The organism is Serratia sp. CY84636 (genome assembly GCF_052166245.1).
GTDB classification, from domain to species: domain Bacteria; phylum Pseudomonadota; class Gammaproteobacteria; order Enterobacterales; family Enterobacteriaceae; genus Serratia; species Serratia nevei.
Genome location: NZ_JBJNOX010000016.1, coordinates 1 through 19,572 on the forward strand (window position 1 = coordinate 1; position 19,572 = coordinate 19,572).

The following is a 19,572-nucleotide window of genomic DNA, read 5'->3' on the forward strand; positions in this document are numbered from 1 at the left end:
TGGTGACCATCAGCGCCTGCTCGACGCGGGCGTCCGGCTGCTCCTGCTGACGCGAACGATGCAGCAGCTCGGCCTGCAAGACGTTCAGTGGGTCGGTATAAACGTTGCGCAGCGCGATGGATTCGGCGATCCACGGCAGGTCTTCCATCAGGTGCGCATCGTTGGCGATGGTCAGCACCACCTTGATGTCGCTTTCCAGCTGATCGCGCAGCTGTTGGCCCAGCGGCCACAGCGATTTATCCACCAGGCGCTGATCGTAGTATTCCGCCAGCCACAGGTCGGCTTTGGCGAACACCATTTCCAGCATGGCGATGCGGGTGGAGAAGAACGGCCAGTCGCGACACATCGCCTCCAGCTCCGCCTGCTTGCCGGCTTTCACCGCTTCCTGCAATCCGGCACCGGCGCCGAGCCAGGCCGGCAGCATCAGGCGGTTCTGCGTCCAGGCGAAGATCCACGGAATGGCGCGCAGGCTTTCCACGCCGCCGTTCGGCTTGCGTTTGGCCGGGCGTGAGCCCAGCGGTAGTTTACCCAGCTCCAGCTCCGGCGTGGCCGCGCGGAAGTAAGGCACGAAGTCCGGGTTTTCACGCACGTAGCCGCGATACATTCGGCAGGAGGTCTCGGACAGATCGTCCATCAACGCCCGCCATTCTTTCTTCGGTTCCGGCGGCGGCAGCAGGTTGGCCTCGAGGATCGCCCCGGCATACAGCGCCAGGCTGCTGATGGTGACTTCCGGCAGGCCGAATTTGAAGCGGATCATCTCGCCCTGTTCGGTGACGCGCAGGCCGCCCTTCAGGCTGCCCGGCGGCTGCGACAGCAGCGCCGCATGCGCCGGTGCGCCGCCGCGGCCGATGGAGCCGCCGCGCCCATGGAACAGCGTCAGCGCCACGCCGGCTTTTTCACAGGTTTTGATCAACGCGTCCTGCGCACGGTACTGCGCCCAGGAAGCGGCCATCACGCCGGCGTCTTTCGCCGAGTCGGAGTAGCCGATCATTACCATCTGTTTGCCCTGAATAAAGCCGCGATACCAGTCGATATTCAGCAACTGGGTCATTACGTCGTCGGCGTTGTTCAGATCGTCGAGGGTTTCGAACAGCGGAGCGACCGGCAGCGCGAACGGGCAGCCGGCCTCTTTCAGCAGCAGGTGCACCGCCAGCACGTCGGAAGGCGTGCGCGCCATCGAAATCACGTAGGCGGCGATCGAGCCCTGCGGCGCTTCGGCGATCACCCGGCAGGTTTCCAGCACTTCCTGCGTGTCGGCGCTCGGTTGCCACTTCAGTGGCACCAGCGGGCGTTTGGAGTTCAGTTCGCGGATCAGGAACGCCTGTTTATCGGCTTCCGACCAGCTTTCATAGTCGCCCAGCCCCAGGTAGCGGGTCAGCTCGGCGATGGCTTCGGTATGGCGGGTGCTTTCCTGGCGCACGTCGATGCGCACCAGCGGCACGCCGAAGCAGCGCACGCGGCGCAGGGTATCCAGCAACTGACCGTTGGCGATGATGCCCATACCGCAGGCCTGCAGCGATTGGTAGCAGGCATACAGCGGCTCCCACAGCTGCTCGTTGTTCACCAGCAGGTCGTGCGGCTTCAGCACGCGTTCGCCCTTCAGGCGGCCTTCCAGATAGGCCTGGGAGCTCATCAGCTGGCTGCGCAACTGCTTCATGATTTCGCGGTACGGTTCCTGCACCTCGTCACCGCCGGCGCGGGCGCGCAGCTCCGGGGTGCATTCGGTCATCGACAGCTCGGAGACCAGCACCTGGATATCGCGGGTGAACAGGTCGCAGGCTTTCCAGCGGCTGAGCAGCAGCACATGGCGGGTGATTTCGGCGGTCACGTTCGGGTTGCCGTCGCGGTCGCCGCCCATCCAGGAGGTGAAGCGCACCGGCACCGCTTCCGCCGGCAGGCTGTAATTGATGGAGTTTTCCAACTGCTCGTTGAACTCGCGCAGGAACGCTGGCACGCCTTCCCACAGGCTGTTTTCTACCACCGCGAAGCCCCATTTGGCTTCGTCGATCGGGGAGGGGCGATGTTTGCGAATTTCATCGGTGTGCCACGACTGGGCCACCAGCTGGCGCAGGCGGCGCATGATCTTGTTGCGCTCGTAGTCGGCCAGATCGTTGTGATCGAGCTGGCTGAGGCAGGTGTTCACCTCCACCAGCTTGTGGATCAGGGTGCGGCGGGTGATCTCCGTCGGGTGCGCCGTCAGCACCAGCTCGATGGAAAGTTGCGACACCGCGTGCTGCAGCTCTTTGTCGCTGAGTTTTTTGTCTTTGAGGCGGCTGAACAGCTGCGCCAGCGCTTCCGGGTTGCTGGCGGCTTCGCCGTTGGGCGAAATGCTGTGGTACTGCTCGGCGACGTTGGTCAGGTTGAGGAACTGGCTGAAGGCGCGCGCCACCGGCAGCAGCTCGTCGTTGGACAGGTTCTGCAGGGTGGAGAGCAGCTCCTGGCGATGCGCTTCGTTGCCGGCGCGTGAAGATTTGGAAAGCTTACGGATGGTCTCAACGCGATCGAGAATATGCTCGCCCAGCGCTTCTTTGATGGTATCGCCGAGCAATTTGCCGAGCATACTGACATTACTGCGCATTGCCGAATATTGTTCGTTCATATAACCCCTGACCCAGTTCTGTATGATTTTTATCTTGTAAATAAATTTCACGCGTCAGGCGCAGACCGCCTGCCTGATCACATCGCGTTCCTGTCCAATCGTCAATTGACACTATTTTTAGCAAAAAAACATCAAAATCGGCGCATTTTCTGAAATTTAATTACGCCGCATCGGTTATCAGCGTGGCTTATTTCGCCGTTTGCTACTTATTTTGAGGTAGGGGAAAGCATAAAACATTTCCCCTGTTAAATGTCGGGTTTATTGCCGGCAAAAGTGATTGACCAGCTGGCCCAGCAGTTTGCGCGTCGGTTCGATAAACGCGGTGTCGAGGTATTCGTCCGGCTGGTGGGCCTGATCGATGGAACCGGGGCCGAGCACCAACGTCGGGCAGACCTGCTGCACGAACGGCGCTTCGGTGCAGTAGTTGACCACCTGCGTGCGGGTGCCCAGCAGCTCCTCGATCACCGCCACCATGCGGTGGTCGGTCGGGCATTCGTAGCCCGGCACCGACGCGTGCAGCTCTTCGATGGTCAGGCGGCCCGGCCAGCGTTGGCTCACCGGCTCCAATGCCTGATGCATCAGCTCGTTGATGTTGTCGAGCGTCATGCCGGGCAGCGGGCGGATATCCAGGTGCAGCTCGCAGCAGGCGCAGATGCGGTTGGCCGCGTCGCCGCCGCTGATATGGCCGAAGTTCATGGTGGGATAAGGCACGGCGAACGCCGGGTTGTTGTAGCGCTCCTGCAGGGTTTTGCGCAGCTCCATCAGGCGGCCGATGGATTCGTGCATCAGATCGATGGCGTTGACGCCGCGCGCCGGATCGCTGGAGTGGCCGGACTGGCCGACGATGCGAATGGCGTTGGCCATGTGGCCCTTGTGTGCGCGCACCGGCTGCAGCGAGGTTGGTTCGCCGATGATGGCGAAATCCGGCCGAATGGCGGTGGAGGCGGCGAAATAACGTGCGCCGGCCATCGTCGTTTCTTCATCTGCGGTAGCCAGAATGTACAGCGGCTTGGTCAGTTTGCTCGCGTCGATGTCGCGCACCGCATCCAGAATAAAGGCGAAGAAGCCTTTCATGTCGGCGGTGCCCAGGCCGTAGAGCTTGTTGTCGTGCTCGGTCAGGGTGAAGGGATCGCGCGTCCAGCGGCCTTCGTCGTAAGGCACCGTATCGGTATGGCCGGCCAGCAGCAGGCCGCCGCTGCCTTCGCCGATGCTGGCCAGCAGGTTGAATTTGTGGCGCGATTCCGGCACCGGCTGTACGTCGACGCGAAAGCCCAGGTCGGCAAACCATCCGGCCAGCAAGTTGATTAACGCCTCATTGCTCTGATCGAGGCCGGCATCGGTGGCGCTGATCGACTTCGTTGCGATCAACGCCCGGTACAGCTCAATAAATGGAGGTAATTTCATCTTCACTGTTGACAGCCTTTGGTTAGGATAGTATCAATATTCATGCATTTATTTTGAATAAAAATACAGTAAGCCGAAGCGTAAGGGAACCCGATACCCGGATGTTTATAAAAGCATCAACGCCTGGCTCCGTGGGTGAACGGCGCAACAACGCTGGCTAGCCCTGTTACCTGGGTCGCAAGCGACCGCACGTCAGTTTAGAAGGTGAAAGGCCACATGTTGAATACGCTGATCGTTGGTGCCAGCGGTTACGCCGGAGCGGAGCTCACGGCTTACCTGAATCGCCACCCACACATGAACATAACCGCTTTAGCGGTTTCAGCGCAAAGTGCAGATGCAGGAAAGTTGCTTTCCGATCTCCATCCCCAGTTGAAAGGCATCGTCGATCTGCCGCTGCAGCCGTTGACCGACGTTGCCAAGGCGGCGCAGGGCATCGACGTGGTGTTCCTCGCCACCGCCCATGAAGTCAGCCACGATATCGCACCGGCCTTCTTGGCGGCGGGCTGCGTGGTGTTCGATCTGTCGGGCGCCTTCCGCGTGCAGGACGCCGGTTTTTATAGCCAGTACTACGGTTTTGAACATCAGCATGGCGCCCTGCTGGAGCAGGCGGTATACGGCCTGGCGGAATGGCAGAGCGACAAGATTAAACAGGCGCAGCTGATTGCCGTGCCGGGCTGTTACCCGACGGCGGCGCAGCTGGCGCTGAAGCCGTTGATCGAGAAGCAGCTGCTGAACCTCGACCAGTGGCCGGTGATCAACGCCACCAGCGGCGTCAGCGGCGCCGGTCGTAAGGCCAGCATGACCACCAGCTTCTGCGAAGTGAGCCTGCAGCCGTACGGTATTTTCACTCATCGGCACCAGCCGGAGATCGCCGCGCACCTGGGCGTGCCGGTTATCTTTACGCCGCACCTGGGCAACTTCCCGCGCGGTATCCTTGAAACCATCACCTGCCGCCTGAAGGCCGGCGTGACCGCGCAGGACGTCGCGGCCGCCTATCATGCCGCCTATGACGACAAACCGCTGGTGCGGTTGTACGACCAGGGCGTGCCGGCGCTGAAAGCGGTGGTGGGGCTGCCGTTCTGCGACATCGGTTTTGCGGTGCAGGGCGAGCATCTGATCGCCGTAGCGGTGGAAGACAACCTGCTGAAAGGCGCGGCGGCGCAGGCGGTGCAATGCCTGAATATCCGTTTCGGCTTCCCGGAAACCCAGTCACTCCTTTAAACCAGCGTGAGTAAACAGCAATGAACCCGTTAATTATCAAGTTAGGTGGCGTGTTATTAGACAGTGAAGAAGCGCTGGAGCGTCTGTTTACCGCGCTGGACAGCTACCGGCAGCAGCATCAGCGCCCGCTGGTGATCGTGCACGGCGGCGGCTGCGTGGTGGACGAACTGATGAAGCAGCTCTCTTTGCCGGTGGTGAAAAAGAACGGCCTGCGGGTCACGCCGGCCGATCAGATCGACATCATCACCGGCGCGCTGGCCGGCACCGCCAACAAAACGCTGCTGGCGTGGGCGATTAAACACCAAATCAACGCCGTCGGCCTGAGCCTGGCGGATGGCGGCAGCGCGGTCGTGACCCCGCTCGATCCGGCATTGGGCCACGTCGGCAACGCGCAGCCCGGTTCGCCCGCGCTGCTCAATACCCTGCTGAGCGCCGGCTACCTGCCGGTGGTCAGCTCCATCGGCATCACCGCCGAAGGGCAGTTAATGAACGTGAACGCCGATCAGGCGGCGACGGCGCTGGCGGCGACGCTGGGGGCGGATCTGATCCTGCTGTCGGACGTCAGCGGCATCCTCGACGGCAAGGGGCAACGCATTGCGGAAATGACGGCGCAAAAAGCGGAACAACTGATCGCGCAAGGCATCATCACCGATGGTATGGTGGTGAAGGTGAATGCGGCGCTCGACGCGGCCCGCACCCTCGGCCGCCCGGTGGATATCGCCAGCTGGCGCCATGCCGATCAGCTTCCTGCTTTGTTTAACGGCGTGTCGATTGGCACCCGGATCCTCGCTTAATTTTAGAATTAGAAAGGAATAGATCATGCAAAACCAAGGCATCAAAAAAATCGTTCTGGCGTACTCCGGCGGCCTGGATACCTCGGCCATCATTCCATGGCTGAAAGAGAACTACGGCGGCTGTGAAGTGGTGGCGTTCGTGGCGGACATCGGTCAGGAGCGCAGCGATCTGGAAGGCGTGGAGCAAAAAGCCCTGCAGTCCGGTGCCTCTGAATGTCACGTGGTGGATCTGCGCGAAGAATTTATCCGCGATTACGTTTATCCGGTGCTGCAGACCGGCGCCCTGTACGAAGGCAGCTACCTGCTGGGCACGTCGATGGCGCGGCCGATCATCGCCAAGGCGCAGGTCGAGCTGGCGTTGAAAGTGGGCGCCGACGCGCTGTGCCACGGTGCGACCGGCAAAGGCAATGACCAGGTGCGTTTCGAGACCACCTACACCGCGCTGGCGCCGCAGCTGAAAGTGGTGGCGCCGTGGCGTGAGTGGAACCTGCGTTCCCGTGAAGCGCTGTTGGATTACCTGAAAGAGCGCAACATTCCGACCACCGCGTCGCTGGAAAAAATCTACAGCCGCGATGAGAACGCCTGGCACATCTCCACCGAAGGCGGCGTGCTGGAAAGCCCGTGGAATGCGCCGAACAAAGATTGCTGGGTATGGACCGTCGATCCGCAGGAAGCGCCGGATCAGCCTGAGCAGGTGACCGTTACCGTTGAGAAAGGCCGCGTTGTGGCGGTTAACGGTAAAGCGCTGTCGCCGTACCAGTGCCTGGAAACCCTGAATGCGCTGGGTGCCAAGCACGGCGTCGGCCGTATCGACATCGTGGAAAACCGCCTGGTGGGCATCAAATCCCGCGGCTGCTATGAAACCCCGGGAGGCACCATCATGGTGGCGGCGCTGCGCGCCGTCGAACAGCTGGTGTTGGATCGCGACAGCTTCAAATGGCGCGAGCAGCTGGGCCTGGAGATGTCATATGTGGTGTACGACGGCCGCTGGTTCGCGCCGCTGCGCCGCTCGCTGCAGGCTTCTGCCGAAGCGCTGGCGGAAGAGGTGAACGGCGAAGTCGTGCTGCAGCTGTACAAAGGCCAGGTGACGGCGACCCAGAAGAAATCGGCCAACAGCCTGTACTCCGAAGAGTTCGCCACCTTCGGCGAAGACGAAGTTTACGATCACAGCCACGCGGGCGGCTTTATTCGCCTGTTCTCTCTGTCTTCACGCATCCGCGCGTTGAACGAGAAAAAGAATAAATAATCGATTGGCGTGACTCTGCAAGGGCGCAGCATGCTGCGCCCTTTCGCATAAAAATTCAGGAGTAAGATATGGCACTTTGGGGCGGACGGTTCACTCAGGCGGCGGATCAGCGGTTCAAGCAACTCAACGATTCGCTGCGGTTCGATTATCGCCTGGCGGAGCAGGATATCGTGGGCTCTGTGGCCTGGTCGAAGGCGCTGGTGACCGTTAACGTGTTGACGGCAACGGAGCAACAGCAGCTGGAGCAGGCGCTGAATGCGCTACTGACGGAGGTCCAGGCCGATCCTTTGGCGATCGTCCAAAGCGATGCCGAAGACATCCACAGCTGGGTGGAGCAGAAGCTGATCGAGAAGGTCGGTGATTTGGGCAAGAAGCTGCACACCGGCCGCAGCCGCAACGATCAGGTCGCGACCGATCTGAAGCTGTGGTGCAAACAGCAGATCGGCGACCTGCATCAGGCGATCGTCCAGCTGCAGCAGGCGCTGGTGGAGACCGCCGAAGCCAACCAGGATGCGGTGATGCCGGGGTATACCCACCTGCAACGCGCGCAGCCGGTGACTTTCGCGCACTGGTGCCTGGCCTATGTCGAGATGCTGGCGCGCGATGAGAGCCGTCTGCAGGATACCCTGAAACGGCTGGACGTCAGCCCGCTGGGCAGCGGCGCGCTGGCCGGCACCGCTTATCCTATCGATCGCGAGCAGCTGGCCGGCTGGCTGGGCTTCGCCTCGGCGACCCGCAACAGCCTGGACAGCGTATCCGATCGCGATCACGTGCTGGAGCTGCTGTCCAATGCCGCCATCAGCATGGTGCACCTGTCGCGCTTCGCCGAAGATCTGATCTTCTTCAACAGCGGCGAAGCGGCGTTTGTCGAGCTGTCCGACCGCGTGACCTCCGGCTCTTCGCTGATGCCGCAGAAGAAAAACCCGGACGCGCTGGAGCTGATCCGCGGTAAGTGCGGCCGCGTACAGGGCGCGCTGACCGGTATGATGATGACGCTGAAAGGCCTGCCGCTGGCGTACAACAAAGACATGCAGGAAGACAAAGAAGGGCTGTTCGACGCGCTCGACACCTGGATGGACTGCCTGCAAATGGCGGCGCTGGTGCTGGACGGGATCCAGGTGAAACGCCCGCGCTGCCAGGAAGCGGCGGAGCAGGGCTATGCCAACGCCACAGAGCTGGCGGATTACCTGGTCGCCAAGGGCGTGCCGTTCCGCGAAGCGCACCACATCGTCGGCGAGGCGGTGGTAGAAGCGATTCGCCAGGGTAAACCGCTGGAAGCGCTGCCGCTGGCGGACTTGCAGCAGTTTAGCGCGACGATCGGTGACGACGTTTACCCGATCCTGGCGTTGCAATCCTGCCTGGACAAGCGTGCGGCCAAAGGTGGCGTCGCACCGCAGCAGGTGGCCGCGGCAATCGCCGCAGCGAAACAGCGTTTGGCCTGACGACGACAAGGGCGGCCCGGCGCCGCCCTTGAACCTTTACCCCGCCAGACGTGCACACAGATAGCGGTTCAGGCTCACGCCTTCCTCCATCGCGCCGAGCGCCAGCCGGCGATGCTGTTCCGGCGTCATGCGCAGCACCAGTTTTCCGCTGAAGTTCTTTTCCGCCAGCGCCTGCGGCGGCGTTTCGCCTTGCGCCAGCATATCGGCGATCGTTTCGCTCACGACTTTTTCGATACCCTCCAGTGCGCCGGTACGCGTGGCCGCCAGCCAGGACAACGAGGGGAATTCGGCGCACAGCCCGACATATTCACGATCTTCCGCTGACCAGGTGATGCGATAGGTATAGTGTTCATGCCTTTCCATGTTCTTCCTCCATTCTGGCTCCTTTCTTCATTTTAGTATCAATATCGGTATCATTTCAATGTCGACGCATAAAAAATGAGCGCAGAAGGGCCGTGAGGCAAGAGGAGGGAGGGAAGTGCTGTGCAAGAAAACCGGGCCTGAAGGCCCGGTGGGGATGAACGGAGAATGAGAGGTTATTCGCCCGGGCAGCGCTGGCAGCGCTCGATTTCGGCCGTGCCGAGTTTGAGCTTCGCCTGCAGATCGCGCAGCGCGGTGCGCAAACCTTCTTCGATCACCGGATGATAGAACGGCATGTCCAGCATCTGATCGACGGTCATCTGTTGCTGATGCGCCCAAGCCAGCAGGTGTGCGATGTGTTCGGCGTCCGGGCCGATCATTTCCGCGCCGAGGAAACGGCCGGTGCCTTGCTCGCCGTAGACGTGCAGAATGCCTTTGTTGCGCAGCATCACCCGCGAGCGGCCCTGATTCTCAAACGAGACTTTGCCCACTTCAAAGCAGCCGCAGGCGCTGAACTTCTCGCTCAGCTCGCGGAAGGTTGAGCCGACCATAGCGATCTGCGGATCGGAGAACACCACCGAAATCGCGCTGCGGCGCAGGCCCGGATTGATCTCCGGGAAGCTGCCGGCGTTGGCGCCGGCGATGCGTGCCTGATCGCTGGCCTCATGCAGCAGCGGCAGTTGGTTGCTGGCGTCGCCGGCGATGAAAATATGCGGCACGCTGGTTTGCATCGTCAGGCGGTCGGCCAGCGGTACGCCTCGGGCGTCGAGTTGCAAGCCGGTGTTTTCGAGGCCCAGCCGATCGACGTTGGGGCGGCGGCCGGTGGCGGCCAGCACGTAGTCCACCAGGATCTCCTGCGGTTGGCCCTGCAGGTCCCGATAGCGGATAAACACCTTGTCGCCTTCGCGCTGCATCATCTCTACCTTCACGTCGGCGTCGAGATAGAACTCTTCCCCCAGTGCTTTGGCGGCGTAGTCGCGCACGGCGCTGTCGGTGAGCGGCCCGACCGCGCCGCCGATGCCGAAGACCTTGGTGTCGACGCCGAGGCGGTGTAGCGCTTGCCCCAGCTCGAGCCCGATGACGCCGGGGCCGAATACCGCTACGGACTGCGGCAAATCATCCCAGTTGAACAGGTCGTCGTTGACGATCAGACGATCGCCCAGTTCGCTCCACGGCGCCGGCCAGCTGGGGCGGGAGCCGGTGGCGATCACAATGCGCTGCGCCACGATGCGCGTATGGTCATCGACCTGCAGCGTGTTGTCGTCGATAAAGCGGGCATAGCCCTGAATTTTGTCGCCGGCCGGGATCTCGTCCACGCCTTCCAGCACGAAACCGACGAAGCGATCGCGTTCGCGCTTGACGCGCGCCATCACTTCACGTCCGTCGATGCGGGTTTTACCGGTTGGGTGCACGCCAAAGCCCGGCGCGCGTTCGATTTGATGCACCGCTTCGGCAGCGGCGATCAGCAACTTGGATGGCATACAGCCAACGCGCGCACAGGTGGTGCCGTAAGGCCCGCCTTCGATCATCACCACGCTGGGGGTAGACAGTTTGGCCGCGCGATAGGCGCCGAGCCCTGCGGTGCCGCCGCCGATGACCGCGACATCAACGTTCAACAGTTTCATATCCGCTCCTGAAAGTTAAAAAAAGGGCGGGCCGTAGCCCGCCAAAGTTCACGTTGGCTTTGTTATTACTTATTAAGCTGACAGGAAAGTTTCCAGATCGTCGCTGCCACCGATGTGACGGCCGCCGATGAACACTTGCGGCACCGTGGCGCGGCCGCTGACGGCGCGCAGGCTGACGGTGGTGGCGTCTTTGCCCAGCACGATCTCTTCATACTGAATGCCGCGTTCTTGCAGCATCTGTTTGGCTTTGGCGCAGAATGGGCAGCCTGGTTTGGTGAACAGGGAGACCGACTCCTGCACTTTGAATTCCGGCGCCAGGTATTTCAGCATGGTGTCGGCGTCGGACACCTCAAACGGGTCGCCCGGTTTGTTCGGTTCGACGAACATTTTCTCGACCACGCCGTCGCGCACCAGCATCGAGTAGCGCCATGAACGTGGGCCAAAGCCCAGATCCGCTTTCTCGACCAGCATGTTCATGCCTTTGGTGAATTCACCGTTGCCGTCCGGCACGAAGGTGATGTTTTCCGCATGCTGATCGGCTTTCCAGGCGTTCATCACGAAGGTGTCGTTCACCGAGACGCACAGAATACCGTCGACGCCGTGCTGTTTGAATACGCTGGACAGCTCGTTGTAGCGCGGCAGATGGCTCGAAGAGCAGGTCGGCGTGAACGCGCCCGGCAGCGAGAACACGATGACCGTTTTGTTTTTGAACAGGTCATCAGTGGTCACATCAATCCATTGGTCGCCCTGACGGGTGTGGAAAGTAACCTGAGGAACTTTCTTGCCTTCTTGACTGGTAAACATTGATTAACCCCTTAATTAGGAAAAGTAATTTTTAGCATTTAGCGCGATATCGCTTCGTTGGGACACATTATTGTCGCTGGGGCTTGATAGATCTAATCGCTCATTGCTATCTTATCTATCGCCATGAGCTATCATGGAATGGAGGGAAACAATGAATATTCGTGATTTAGAGTATCTGGTCGCCTTGGCCGAGCACCGGCACTTCCGCCGTGCGGCCGATTCATGCCATGTGAGCCAGCCCACGCTGAGCGGGCAGATCCGCAAGCTGGAAGACGAGTTGGGCGTCATGCTGCTCGAGCGCACCAGCCGCAAGGTGCTGTTCACCCAGGCGGGTCTGTTGCTGGTGGAGCAGGCGCGTACCGTGCTGCGCGAAGTGAAAGTATTGAAGGAGATGGCCAGCCAGCAGGGCGAAGCCATGTCCGGGCCGCTGCACATCGGCCTGATCCCGACCGTGGGGCCTTATCTGCTGCCGCAGATCATCCCGACGCTGCACAAAACTTTCCCGAAACTGGAAATGTACCTGCACGAAGCGCAAACCCAGCAACTGCTGGCGCAACTCGACAGCGGCAAATTGGACTGCGCCATTCTGGCATTGGTGAAGGAAACCGAGGCGTTTATCGAAGTGCCTCTGTTCGATGAACCGATGAAGCTGGCGGTGTATTCCGATCACCCGTGGGCGCAGCGCGAGCGCGTGGCGATGCCGGATTTGGCGGGAGAGAAGCTGCTGATGCTGGAAGATGGCCACTGCCTGCGCGATCAGGCGATGGGCTTCTGCTTCCAGGCGGGTGCGGATGAGGATACCCACTTCCGCGCCACCAGTCTGGAAACGCTGCGCAATATGGTCGCGGCCGGCAGCGGCATTACCCTGCTGCCGTCACTGGCGGTGCCGCCGCAGCGCGAACGCGACGGCGTCTGCTATCTGGATTGCTACAAGCCGGAACCGAAGCGCACCATCGCGTTGGTGTATCGCCCCGGTTCCCCACTGCGCAGCCGTTATGAGCAGTTGGCCGAAGCGATCCGCGAGCACATGCAGGGCTACATCGACAACGCGTTAAAACAGGCGGTTTAAGCCGTTAAGCGCCGCCACCCGGTAGGCTTCGGCCATGGTCGGATAGTTGAAGGTCGTATTAACGAAATACTCGATAGTATTGCCTTCACCTTTCTGTTCCATGATCGCCTGACCGATGTGGATGATCTCCGCCGCACGCTCGCCGAAGCAGTGGATCCCGAGGATCTGCAGGGTGTCGCGATGGAACAGGATCTTCAGGCTGCCGACGTTCATCCCGGCGATCTGCGCGCGCGCCAGATGTTTGAACTGGGCGCGGCCCACTTCATACGGCACCTTCATCGCCGTCAGTTCCTGCTCGGTTTTGCCGACGGAGCTGATTTCCGGAATGGTGTAGATGCCGGTCGGGATATCTTCGATTAAGTGACCGCTGGCTTCGCCGGAAGCGATCGCTTGCGCGGCGATGCGGCCCTGATCGTAGGCGGCGGAAGCCAGGCTCGGATAGCCGATCACGTCACCGACCGCGTAGATGTGCGACAGCGCGGTTTGGTACATGCTGTTCACCTTCAGCAGCCCGCGGCTGTCCGATTCCAGGCCGACGTTTTCCAACCCCAGCGAATCGGTGTTGCCGGTACGGCCGTTGGCGTACAGCAGGCAGTCCGCTTTCACCTTCTTGCCGGACTTCAGGTGCACGATCACGCCGTCTTCGGTGCCTTCAATCTTCTCGAACTCCTCGTTGTGGCGGATCACCACGCCGTTGTTCCAGAAGTGGTAAGAGAGCGAATCCGACATCTCCTGATCGAGGAACGCCAGCAGGCGATCGCGGGTGTTGATCAGATCCACCTTGACGTTCAGGCCGCGGAAGATAGACGCGTATTCGCAGCCGATCACCCCGGCGCCGTAAATGATCACGTGGCGCGGTTCATGGCTCAGCTCGAGAATGGAATCGCTGTCGTAGATGCGCGGGTGATTGAAATCGACGCTGGCCGGATGGTAAGGGCGCGAGCCGCAGGCGATCACGATGTGGTCGGCGCGGATGGTGTCCTGGGTGCCGTCCATGTAGCTGACGCTGACGGTGTTGGCGTCGATGAAGCGCGCGTCGCCGGCGAACAGTTTGCACTGGTTCCGCTCATAGAAGCCTTGGCGCATGCGGGTCTGCTGGCTGATGACGTTATCGGCGTGGCGTAAAATGTCAGGGAAGGTCGCGCTGAGCGTGCGCGAGTTGTTGTAAAGCGGGTTCTGGTTGAATTCGATAATGCGGCTGACGGCGTGGCGGAGGGCTTTGGAAGGGATGGTACCCCAGTGGGTACATCCGCCGCCTACGTTGTTGTACCGTTCGATAACGGCCACGCGGGCGCCCTGTTTCACCAGCCCCATGGCGGCACCTTCACCACCAGGGCCCGAGCCAATCACAATGGCATCAAATTGATAGTGCTGTTGCATGTAGGAGAGACCTGTTTTTTTATACAAGATTACAACGGTATCTTAACATCATAGCGCTGCTCACCCAATCACCATTAGGCTTTTTGAGGCAAAGCACAATCGGCTCAGGGCGGAAGTGTGATAGAGCGCGTTAGTATAAATGCTGTTGCAATAAAATTTGCTATATTGCCGAGTCTAGGGCGTTAGACTGAGAGAATGGAACCTATCCGGATATGCATATGGGCGTCAGAGCACAACAAAAAGAACGGACTCGTCGTTCCCTGATCGAAGCCGCATTCAGCCAGCTGAGCGCCGAACGCAGCTTCGCCAGCCTGAGCCTGCGGGAAGTTTCACGCGAGGCGGGCATCGCGCCCACGTCGTTTTACCGCCATTTCCGCGATGTGGATGAGCTGGGGCTGACCATGGTGGACGAAAGCGGCCTGATGCTGCGTCAGTTGATGCGCCAGGCGCGCCAACGCATCGCCAAGGGCGGCAGCGTGATCCGCACTTCGGTGTCCACCTTTATGGAATTTATCGGCAACAACCCGAACGCCTTCCGCCTGCTGCTGCGCGAGCGTTCCGGCACGTCGGCGGCATTCCGTGCGGCGGTGGCGCGCGAGATCCAGCATTTCATCGCCGAACTGGCGGACTACCTCGAGTTGGAAAATCACATGCCGCGCAGCTTTACCGAAGCGCAGGCGGAAGCGATGGTCACCATCGTGTTCAGCGCCGGCGCGGAAGCGCTGGATATCGACGTCGAGCAGCGGCAGCAGCTGGAAGAACGGCTGGTGCTTCAGCTGCGGATGATCTCCAAAGGGGCGTATTACTGGTATCGTCGCGAACAAGAAAAAGCTTCTGTGTCCCACGTATAAAAAAGGTAAAAAATGATGGAAAAACCAGGCCGTGAAAATGGCACCTTACTGCTGGCGTTGATTGCCGGCCTTTCGATCAACGGTTCGTTTGCCGCGCTGTTCAGCTCGGTGGTGCCGTTTTCGATCTTCCCGCTGATCGCGTTGGTGCTGGCGGTGTACTGCCTGCATCAGCGTTACCTGAACCGCGCCATGCCGGACGGCATGCCGAAGCTGGCGGCGGCCTGTTTCCTGCTGGGGCTGCTGATGTACAGCGCCATCGTGCGCGCAGAATACCCGCAGATCGGTTCCAACTTCCTGCCGTCGGTGATCTGCGTGGCGCTGGTGCTGTGGATCGGAGTCAAACTGAAGGCGCGCAAGGCGCCGGATGCGCCGACTCAAGAGTCGTAATGCAACGGGGCGCCATGATGGCGCCCCTGTTGTATCAGCAGCGCTTTTCCAGCAGCACGCCGCATTCCATGTGATGGGTATACGGGAACTGATCGAACAGCGCCAGGCGGCTGACCCGGTGCGTGGCCTGCAGCGTTTCCAGGTTGGCGCACAGCGTTTCCGGGTTGCATGAGATATACAGAATGCGCGGGTAGGCCTGCACCATCTTCACCGTTTCATCGTCCAGCCCGCTGCGCGGCGGATCGACGAAAATCGTCTCGCAGTTGTAACCGCTCAGATCGATGCCCTTCAACCGGTTGAATTCGCGCACCCCGTTCATCGCCTGGGTGAAATCTTCCGCCGCCATGCGGATGATCTGCACATTGTCGATATGGTTGGCAGCGATGTTGTATTGCGCCGCCGCCACCGACGGTTTGGCGATCTCGGTCGCCAGGACTCGCTCGAAATTGCGCGCCAGCGCCAGCGAGAAGTTGCCGTTGCCGCAATACAGCTCCAGCAAATCGCCTTTGGAACCGGCGGTCACCGCCAGAGCCCATTCCAGCATCTGCACGTTCATGGCCGCGTTGGGCTGAGTGAAGCTGTTTTCCACCTGGCGGTAGATCATGTCGCGGCCGGCGACCGGCAGCACTTCGTCGACATAATCCTGGTCGAGCATGATTTTGGTCTTCGACGCCCGGCCGATCAGCTGCAGGTCGAAACCTTGTGCGCGCAGTTCGTCACGCAGCTGCTCGGCGCGCCGTTGCCAAACGTCATCCAGCTTGCGGTGGTACAGCAGCGAGGCGATGATTTTGCCGCTTTGCGTCGACAGATAATCGATCTGGAACAGCTTGTGGCGCAGGGTAGGTTCCGGTTTCAGCGCGGCGATCAGGGCGCTCATCAGGCGGTTGATCAGTTCGCTGGCGGCCGGGAATTGATCGACGCGAATACGCTGCTTGGTCTGCTGATCGAACATGATGTGGTACATGTCGTCCGCGTCGTGCCAGATGCGGAATTCGGCGCGCATGCGGTAGTGGTCGACTGGCGAGTGGAACACTTCCGGCTCGGGCGCCGCGAACGGTGACATCAACGTCTTCAGGCGGGCGACTTTCTCCGCCAGTTGGTCATCGTAACGTTCAATAGGCAAATTCTCGGGCGTCATGTGTGTCTTCTCGTCAGGCAAATTTGATCAGCGGGGATTGTAGGGAATCAGCCCGTGAAGTCCAGTTTTGTCGCGTTTATTATTTGTAACATTAGTAGCAGTCTAGACATCTATTTTCATTGATCGTAGCATTGCCGTCCGGCCTCAAGCAGCGAGTGAAAAGGGAATCCGGTGTGAATCCGGAGCTGACGCGCAGCGGTAAGGGGAAGTCACGGCGATAGCGTTTCGACGCAGACACTGTCCACTGCAGGATGGGAAGTCATCGCCCGTTGCCGGTCGCACCCCGCGGCCCGCAAATCCCAAGCCCGAAGACCTGCCGGTGTTACGTCGCAATGTCCGTGGCCGTCGCGAACTACCGGCCATGATCCTGCGGCATCCGCCAATTAAGTTTGGATGCTTTTCTCATGACAATTACAAAAAATACGCTGCTGGCGGTGGTCTCCTCCGTCACGGCTTTTTCTGGATGGGCGCAAGACAACACGACAGCCACGAATGGCGATAACCTGGTGGTGACCGCCAACCGCTTCCCGCAGCCGGTTTCTTCCGTGCTGGCGCCGACTTCTATCGTCACCCGTAACGATATCGATCGTTGGCAGGCCAAGAGCCTGACCGACGTGATGCGCCGTTTGCCGGGCGTGGACATCGGCCAAAACGGCGGGCTGGGGCAAAAGAGCTCACTGTTTATTCGCGGCACCAACTCCAGCCATGTCTTGGTATTGATCGACGGCATTCGCCTTAACCAGGCGGGCGTCAGCGGCTCTTCCGATCTCAGCCAAATCCCGATTTCGCTGGTGCAGAAAGTCGAATACATTCGCGGCCCGCGCTCGGCGGTGTACGGTTCCGACGCCATCGGCGGCGTGGTCAACATCATCACCACGCGTGAAAAGAACGGTACTACGCTCTCTGCAGGCGTCGGCTCCAACGGCTATCAGGCCTATGACGCGTCGACCCAGCAACAGCTGGGCGACAGCACCGTGGCGACGGTGGCAGGGAATTACACTTATACCAAAGGGTATGATGTGGTGGCCTATGGCAGCACCGGCATGCAAAGCCAGCAGGACCGCGATGGCTTTATGAGTAAGTCTCTGTATGGCGCGCTTGAGCACCAGTTCAGCGAATCGGTCAGCGGCTTTGTACGCGGATATGGCTATGACAACCGCACGGCGTACGATGGTTACTATTCCTCCCCGACCAGCCCTCTGTTAGATACTCGCAAACTTTACAGCCAAACCTGGGATACCGGATTGCGTTATAAAGAAGGGATTTACGCAACACAATTGATCGGCAGCTACAGTCATAGCAAGGATTACGATTACGATCCTCGTCGCGGTATGTATGACAGCTCGGCCAGTTTGGTGGATTCCGAACAGTACAACCTACAGTGGGGTAATACGCTGCAGGTTGGAGAGGGTACCGTAAGCTCTGGCGTTGACTGGCAGCAACAGAAAATCAAGCCGGACTCCACCACCGTGAAGGGTGAAAAAAGCCAACGTGATGCAGGCATCTACCTGACTGCGCAGCAACTGGTTGGCCCGGTAACGTTGGAAGGTGCGGTTCGAGGTGACGATCATTCCGAGTTTGGCTGGCACGGCACTTGGCAAACCAGCGCAGCCTGGGAATTCGTCGAGGGATACCGTTTTATCGCTTCGTATGGCACGGCGTTCAAAGCACCGAATATGAGCCAGCTATACGGCAATTTCGGCAACAATACCGATCTGAAACCGGAAGAAAGCAAGCAGTGGGAAGGCGGCTTTGAAGGACTGACCGGCCCGGTGACCTGGCGCGTTTCCGGTTATCGCAACGACATCGACAATTTGATCGATTCCACGGGGGAAACCAACTACGTCTATTACAATGTGGGTAAGGCGACCATCAAAGGGATTGAAGCCACTGCCTCGTTTGATACCGGCCCGTTGACGCATCAGATTGGTTACGATTATGTCGACCCGCGCAATGCTAAAACCAACGAAGTGCTGCTGCGCCGCGCGAAACAACAGGTGAAATATGAGCTGGATTGGCAGCTGTACGACTTTGACTGGGCAGTGACCTATCAATACTTAGGTGAGCGCTACGACAAGGATTATGGCGTTTATCCAAGCCCGACGGTTAAACTTGGCGGCGTGAGCCTGTGGGATCTCGCAGTTTCGTATCCGGTCACATCTCATCTGACAGTTCGTGGTAGAATTGCCAACCTGTTTGATAAAGATTATGAGACGGCCTATGGCTACGCTACTCCAGGAAGAGAATACTACCTCACTGGAAGCTATACCTTCTAACAGCACCGCCACACCTCGCCCGACGGTGCTGGTTTTCGATTCCGGCGTCGGCGGGCTGTCGGTATATCAAGAGATTCGGCAGTTGCTGCCGGATCTCCACTATATATACGCTTTCGACAACGTGGCGTTCCCCTACGGCGAGAAGTCCGAAGAGTTTATCGTTGAGCGCGTGGTGGAGATTGTCGGCGCAGTGCAGCAGCGGCATCCTCTGGCGATTGTCGTCATTGCCTGTAACACTGCCAGCACCGTCTCTTTGCCGGCCCTGCGCGAGCGCTTCAGTTTCCCGGTCGTGGGCGTGGTACCCGCCATCAAGCCTGCCGCCCGTCTTACCGTCAATGGCATTGTCGGCCTGTTGGCGACTCGCGGCACCGTACAGCGCAGCTACACCCACGAACTGATTTCCCGTTTCGCTACCGACTGCAAGATTGAGCTGCTGGGCTCTTCAGAGCTGGTGGAGCTGGCGGAGGCCAAGCTGCACGGCGAAGCCGTGCCGCTGCCGGTGCTGAAGAAGATCCTGCATCCGTGGCTGAGCATGCGCGAGCCGCCGGATACCGTCGTGCTGGGCTGCACTCATTTTCCTCTATTAGCTGAAGAGCTGATGCAGGTGTTGCCGGAAGGCACCCGGCTGGTGGATTCCGGTGCGGCGATTGCCCGTCGTACCGCCTGGCTCATCTCGACGCAGGAAAATCTGGTCTCGAGCCAGGAAGAGAATCTGGCGTATTGCATGGCGCTAAATGAAGATACTGACGCTTTATTGCCCGTTTTGCAGGGCTACGGCTTTAAATCGTTGAAAAAACTGCCGCTTTAACGGTGTTTTGGTTAAACATTCAACGGTCGGAAAAAATATTGAAAATAGGGGTTGCGGCCCGCCGAGAACTCCCTATAATGCGCCTCCACTGACCGGGAACAACGACTGACAAGCCGCCGGGTCAGCGAGAGAAAAGCGAAATAAACGCTTGACTCTCCGGGTGAAAAG

The 19,572-nt window shown here is 59.8% G+C and carries 16 protein-coding genes and 1 riboswitch; of the genes, 9 read left to right on the top strand and 7 right to left on the bottom strand.

From position 1 onward, the window contains the following. A partial coding sequence (gene ppc, locus ACJ8QI_RS24060; RefSeq protein ID WP_442533181.1) for a phosphoenolpyruvate carboxylase occupies positions 1-2,599 on the bottom strand: 2,599 nt, incomplete at its 3' end. A 258-nt stretch (positions 2,600-2,857) separates the two neighbouring features. After that, entirely contained in the window at positions 2,858-4,003 is a 1,146-nt protein-coding gene (argE, locus tag ACJ8QI_RS24065) for an acetylornithine deacetylase (RefSeq protein WP_442533182.1), read from the bottom strand. A 216-nt stretch (positions 4,004-4,219) separates the two neighbouring features. Between argE and argC the strand changes: the two genes are divergently transcribed. The 4 genes from argC to argH all read left to right on the top strand — a co-directional run bounded on the left by argC (position 4,220) and on the right by argH (position 8,706). Then, complete coding sequence (gene argC, locus ACJ8QI_RS24070) at positions 4,220-5,224, top strand: N-acetyl-gamma-glutamyl-phosphate reductase (protein WP_025304655.1); 1,005 nt, start codon at positions 4,220-4,222, stop codon at positions 5,222-5,224. Between the two features lie 20 nt (positions 5,225-5,244). Continuing rightward, complete coding sequence (gene argB / locus ACJ8QI_RS24075) at positions 5,245-6,018, top strand: acetylglutamate kinase (RefSeq protein ID WP_038872691.1); 774 nt, start codon at positions 5,245-5,247, stop codon at positions 6,016-6,018. Positions 6,019-6,043: 25 nt separating this feature from the next. Next, positions 6,044-7,264, top strand: a complete 1,221-nt coding sequence (locus ACJ8QI_RS24080) for an argininosuccinate synthase (protein ID WP_019452247.1) — start codon at positions 6,044-6,046, stop codon at positions 7,262-7,264. Between the two features lie 68 nt (positions 7,265-7,332). Continuing rightward, positions 7,333-8,706, top strand: a complete 1,374-nt coding sequence (gene argH / locus ACJ8QI_RS24085; RefSeq protein WP_043140965.1) for an argininosuccinate lyase — start codon at positions 7,333-7,335, stop codon at positions 8,704-8,706. A 36-nt stretch (positions 8,707-8,742) separates the two neighbouring features. Here the strand turns inward: argH and ACJ8QI_RS24090 are convergent, their stop codons facing one another. The 3 genes from ACJ8QI_RS24090 to ACJ8QI_RS24100 all read right to left on the bottom strand — a co-directional run bounded on the left by ACJ8QI_RS24090 (position 8,743) and on the right by ACJ8QI_RS24100 (position 11,495). Continuing rightward, the gene (locus ACJ8QI_RS24090; RefSeq protein ID WP_060424959.1) at positions 8,743-9,069 is read right to left on the bottom strand and encodes a type II toxin-antitoxin system HicB family antitoxin; all 327 of its coding nucleotides are present in this window, start codon (positions 9,067-9,069) and stop codon (positions 8,743-8,745) included. A 173-nt stretch (positions 9,070-9,242) separates the two neighbouring features. After that, positions 9,243-10,691, bottom strand: coding sequence for a dihydrolipoyl dehydrogenase (locus ACJ8QI_RS24095; RefSeq protein ID WP_164268725.1), 1,449 nt, complete (start codon positions 10,689-10,691; stop codon positions 9,243-9,245). Positions 10,692-10,763: 72 nt separating this feature from the next. Further along, a complete protein-coding gene (locus ACJ8QI_RS24100) occupies positions 10,764-11,495 on the bottom strand; it encodes a glutathione peroxidase (RefSeq protein ID WP_019452251.1) in 732 nt (243 codons plus the stop codon). 151 nt (positions 11,496-11,646) lie between these two features. On the opposite strand from ACJ8QI_RS24100, the gene oxyR reads away from it, so the two are divergent. After that, positions 11,647-12,564, top strand: a complete 918-nt coding sequence (gene oxyR, locus ACJ8QI_RS24105; RefSeq protein WP_033636422.1) for a DNA-binding transcriptional regulator OxyR — start codon at positions 11,647-11,649, stop codon at positions 12,562-12,564. On the opposite strand, the gene sthA is transcribed toward oxyR, so the two are convergent. Beyond that, positions 12,547-13,944: a Si-specific NAD(P)(+) transhydrogenase gene (sthA, locus tag ACJ8QI_RS24110; RefSeq protein ID WP_004931047.1), complete on the bottom strand. Its 1,398-nt coding sequence runs from the start codon at positions 13,942-13,944 to the stop codon at positions 12,547-12,549. The two genes, oxyR and sthA, sit on opposite strands and share 18 nt — an antisense overlap. 218 nt (positions 13,945-14,162) lie before the next feature. On the opposite strand from sthA, the gene fabR reads away from it, so the two are divergent. Together fabR and ACJ8QI_RS24120 are read left to right on the top strand one after the other, a co-directional pair. Beyond that, positions 14,163-14,795, top strand: coding sequence for an HTH-type transcriptional repressor FabR (fabR, locus tag ACJ8QI_RS24115; protein WP_004931044.1), 633 nt, complete (start codon positions 14,163-14,165; stop codon positions 14,793-14,795). A 15-nt stretch (positions 14,796-14,810) separates the two neighbouring features. Further along, positions 14,811-15,182, top strand: a complete 372-nt coding sequence (locus tag ACJ8QI_RS24120) for a YijD family membrane protein (protein ID WP_049201879.1) — start codon at positions 14,811-14,813, stop codon at positions 15,180-15,182. A 34-nt stretch (positions 15,183-15,216) separates the two neighbouring features. On the opposite strand, the gene trmA is transcribed toward ACJ8QI_RS24120, so the two are convergent. Beyond that, the gene (trmA, locus tag ACJ8QI_RS24125; RefSeq protein ID WP_442533183.1) at positions 15,217-16,320 is read right to left on the bottom strand and encodes a tRNA (uridine(54)-C5)-methyltransferase TrmA; all 1,104 of its coding nucleotides are present in this window, start codon (positions 16,318-16,320) and stop codon (positions 15,217-15,219) included. A gap of 115 nt (positions 16,321-16,435) precedes the next feature. Beyond that, positions 16,436-16,655, top strand: a riboswitch (cobalamin riboswitch). A 69-nt stretch (positions 16,656-16,724) separates the two neighbouring features. Here trmA and btuB point away from each other — a divergent pair. Both btuB and murI read left to right on the top strand, forming a co-directional pair. Continuing rightward, entirely contained in the window at positions 16,725-18,596 is a 1,872-nt protein-coding gene (gene btuB, locus ACJ8QI_RS24130; protein WP_197779902.1) for a TonB-dependent vitamin B12 receptor BtuB, read from the top strand. Beyond that, the gene (murI, locus tag ACJ8QI_RS24135; RefSeq protein ID WP_060424947.1) at positions 18,541-19,404 is read left to right on the top strand and encodes a glutamate racemase; all 864 of its coding nucleotides are present in this window, start codon (positions 18,541-18,543) and stop codon (positions 19,402-19,404) included. The genes btuB and murI overlap by 56 nt, the downstream gene beginning before the upstream one ends. The last annotated feature ends 168 nt before the right edge of the window (positions 19,405-19,572 follow it).

What these genes read in the sequence shown, in the direction of transcription:
- argE (WP_442533182.1), bottom strand. Translation starts at nt 4,003, where the DNA reads ATGAAATTACCTCCATTTATTGAGCTGTACCGGGCGTTGATCGCAACG.
- argC (WP_025304655.1), top strand. Translation starts at nt 4,220, where the DNA reads ATGTTGAATACGCTGATCGTTGGTGCCAGCGGTTACGCCGGAGCGGAG.
- argB (WP_038872691.1), top strand. Translation starts at nt 5,245, where the DNA reads ATGAACCCGTTAATTATCAAGTTAGGTGGCGTGTTATTAGACAGTGAA.
- ACJ8QI_RS24080 (WP_019452247.1), top strand. Translation starts at nt 6,044, where the DNA reads ATGCAAAACCAAGGCATCAAAAAAATCGTTCTGGCGTACTCCGGCGGC.
- argH (WP_043140965.1), top strand. Translation starts at nt 7,333, where the DNA reads ATGGCACTTTGGGGCGGACGGTTCACTCAGGCGGCGGATCAGCGGTTC.
- ACJ8QI_RS24090 (WP_060424959.1), bottom strand. Translation starts at nt 9,069, where the DNA reads ATGGAAAGGCATGAACACTATACCTATCGCATCACCTGGTCAGCGGAA.
- ACJ8QI_RS24095 (WP_164268725.1), bottom strand. Translation starts at nt 10,691, where the DNA reads ATGAAACTGTTGAACGTTGATGTCGCGGTCATCGGCGGCGGCACCGCA.
- ACJ8QI_RS24100 (WP_019452251.1), bottom strand. Translation starts at nt 11,495, where the DNA reads ATGTTTACCAGTCAAGAAGGCAAGAAAGTTCCTCAGGTTACTTTCCAC.
- oxyR (WP_033636422.1), top strand. Translation starts at nt 11,647, where the DNA reads ATGAATATTCGTGATTTAGAGTATCTGGTCGCCTTGGCCGAGCACCGG.
- sthA (WP_004931047.1), bottom strand. Translation starts at nt 13,944, where the DNA reads ATGCAACAGCACTATCAATTTGATGCCATTGTGATTGGCTCGGGCCCT.
- fabR (WP_004931044.1), top strand. Translation starts at nt 14,163, where the DNA reads ATGGGCGTCAGAGCACAACAAAAAGAACGGACTCGTCGTTCCCTGATC.
- ACJ8QI_RS24120 (WP_049201879.1), top strand. Translation starts at nt 14,811, where the DNA reads ATGGAAAAACCAGGCCGTGAAAATGGCACCTTACTGCTGGCGTTGATT.
- trmA (WP_442533183.1), bottom strand. Translation starts at nt 16,320, where the DNA reads ATGACGCCCGAGAATTTGCCTATTGAACGTTACGATGACCAACTGGCG.
- btuB (WP_197779902.1), top strand. Translation starts at nt 16,725, where the DNA reads ATGACAATTACAAAAAATACGCTGCTGGCGGTGGTCTCCTCCGTCACG.
- murI (WP_060424947.1), top strand. Translation starts at nt 18,541, where the DNA reads ATGGCTACGCTACTCCAGGAAGAGAATACTACCTCACTGGAAGCTATA.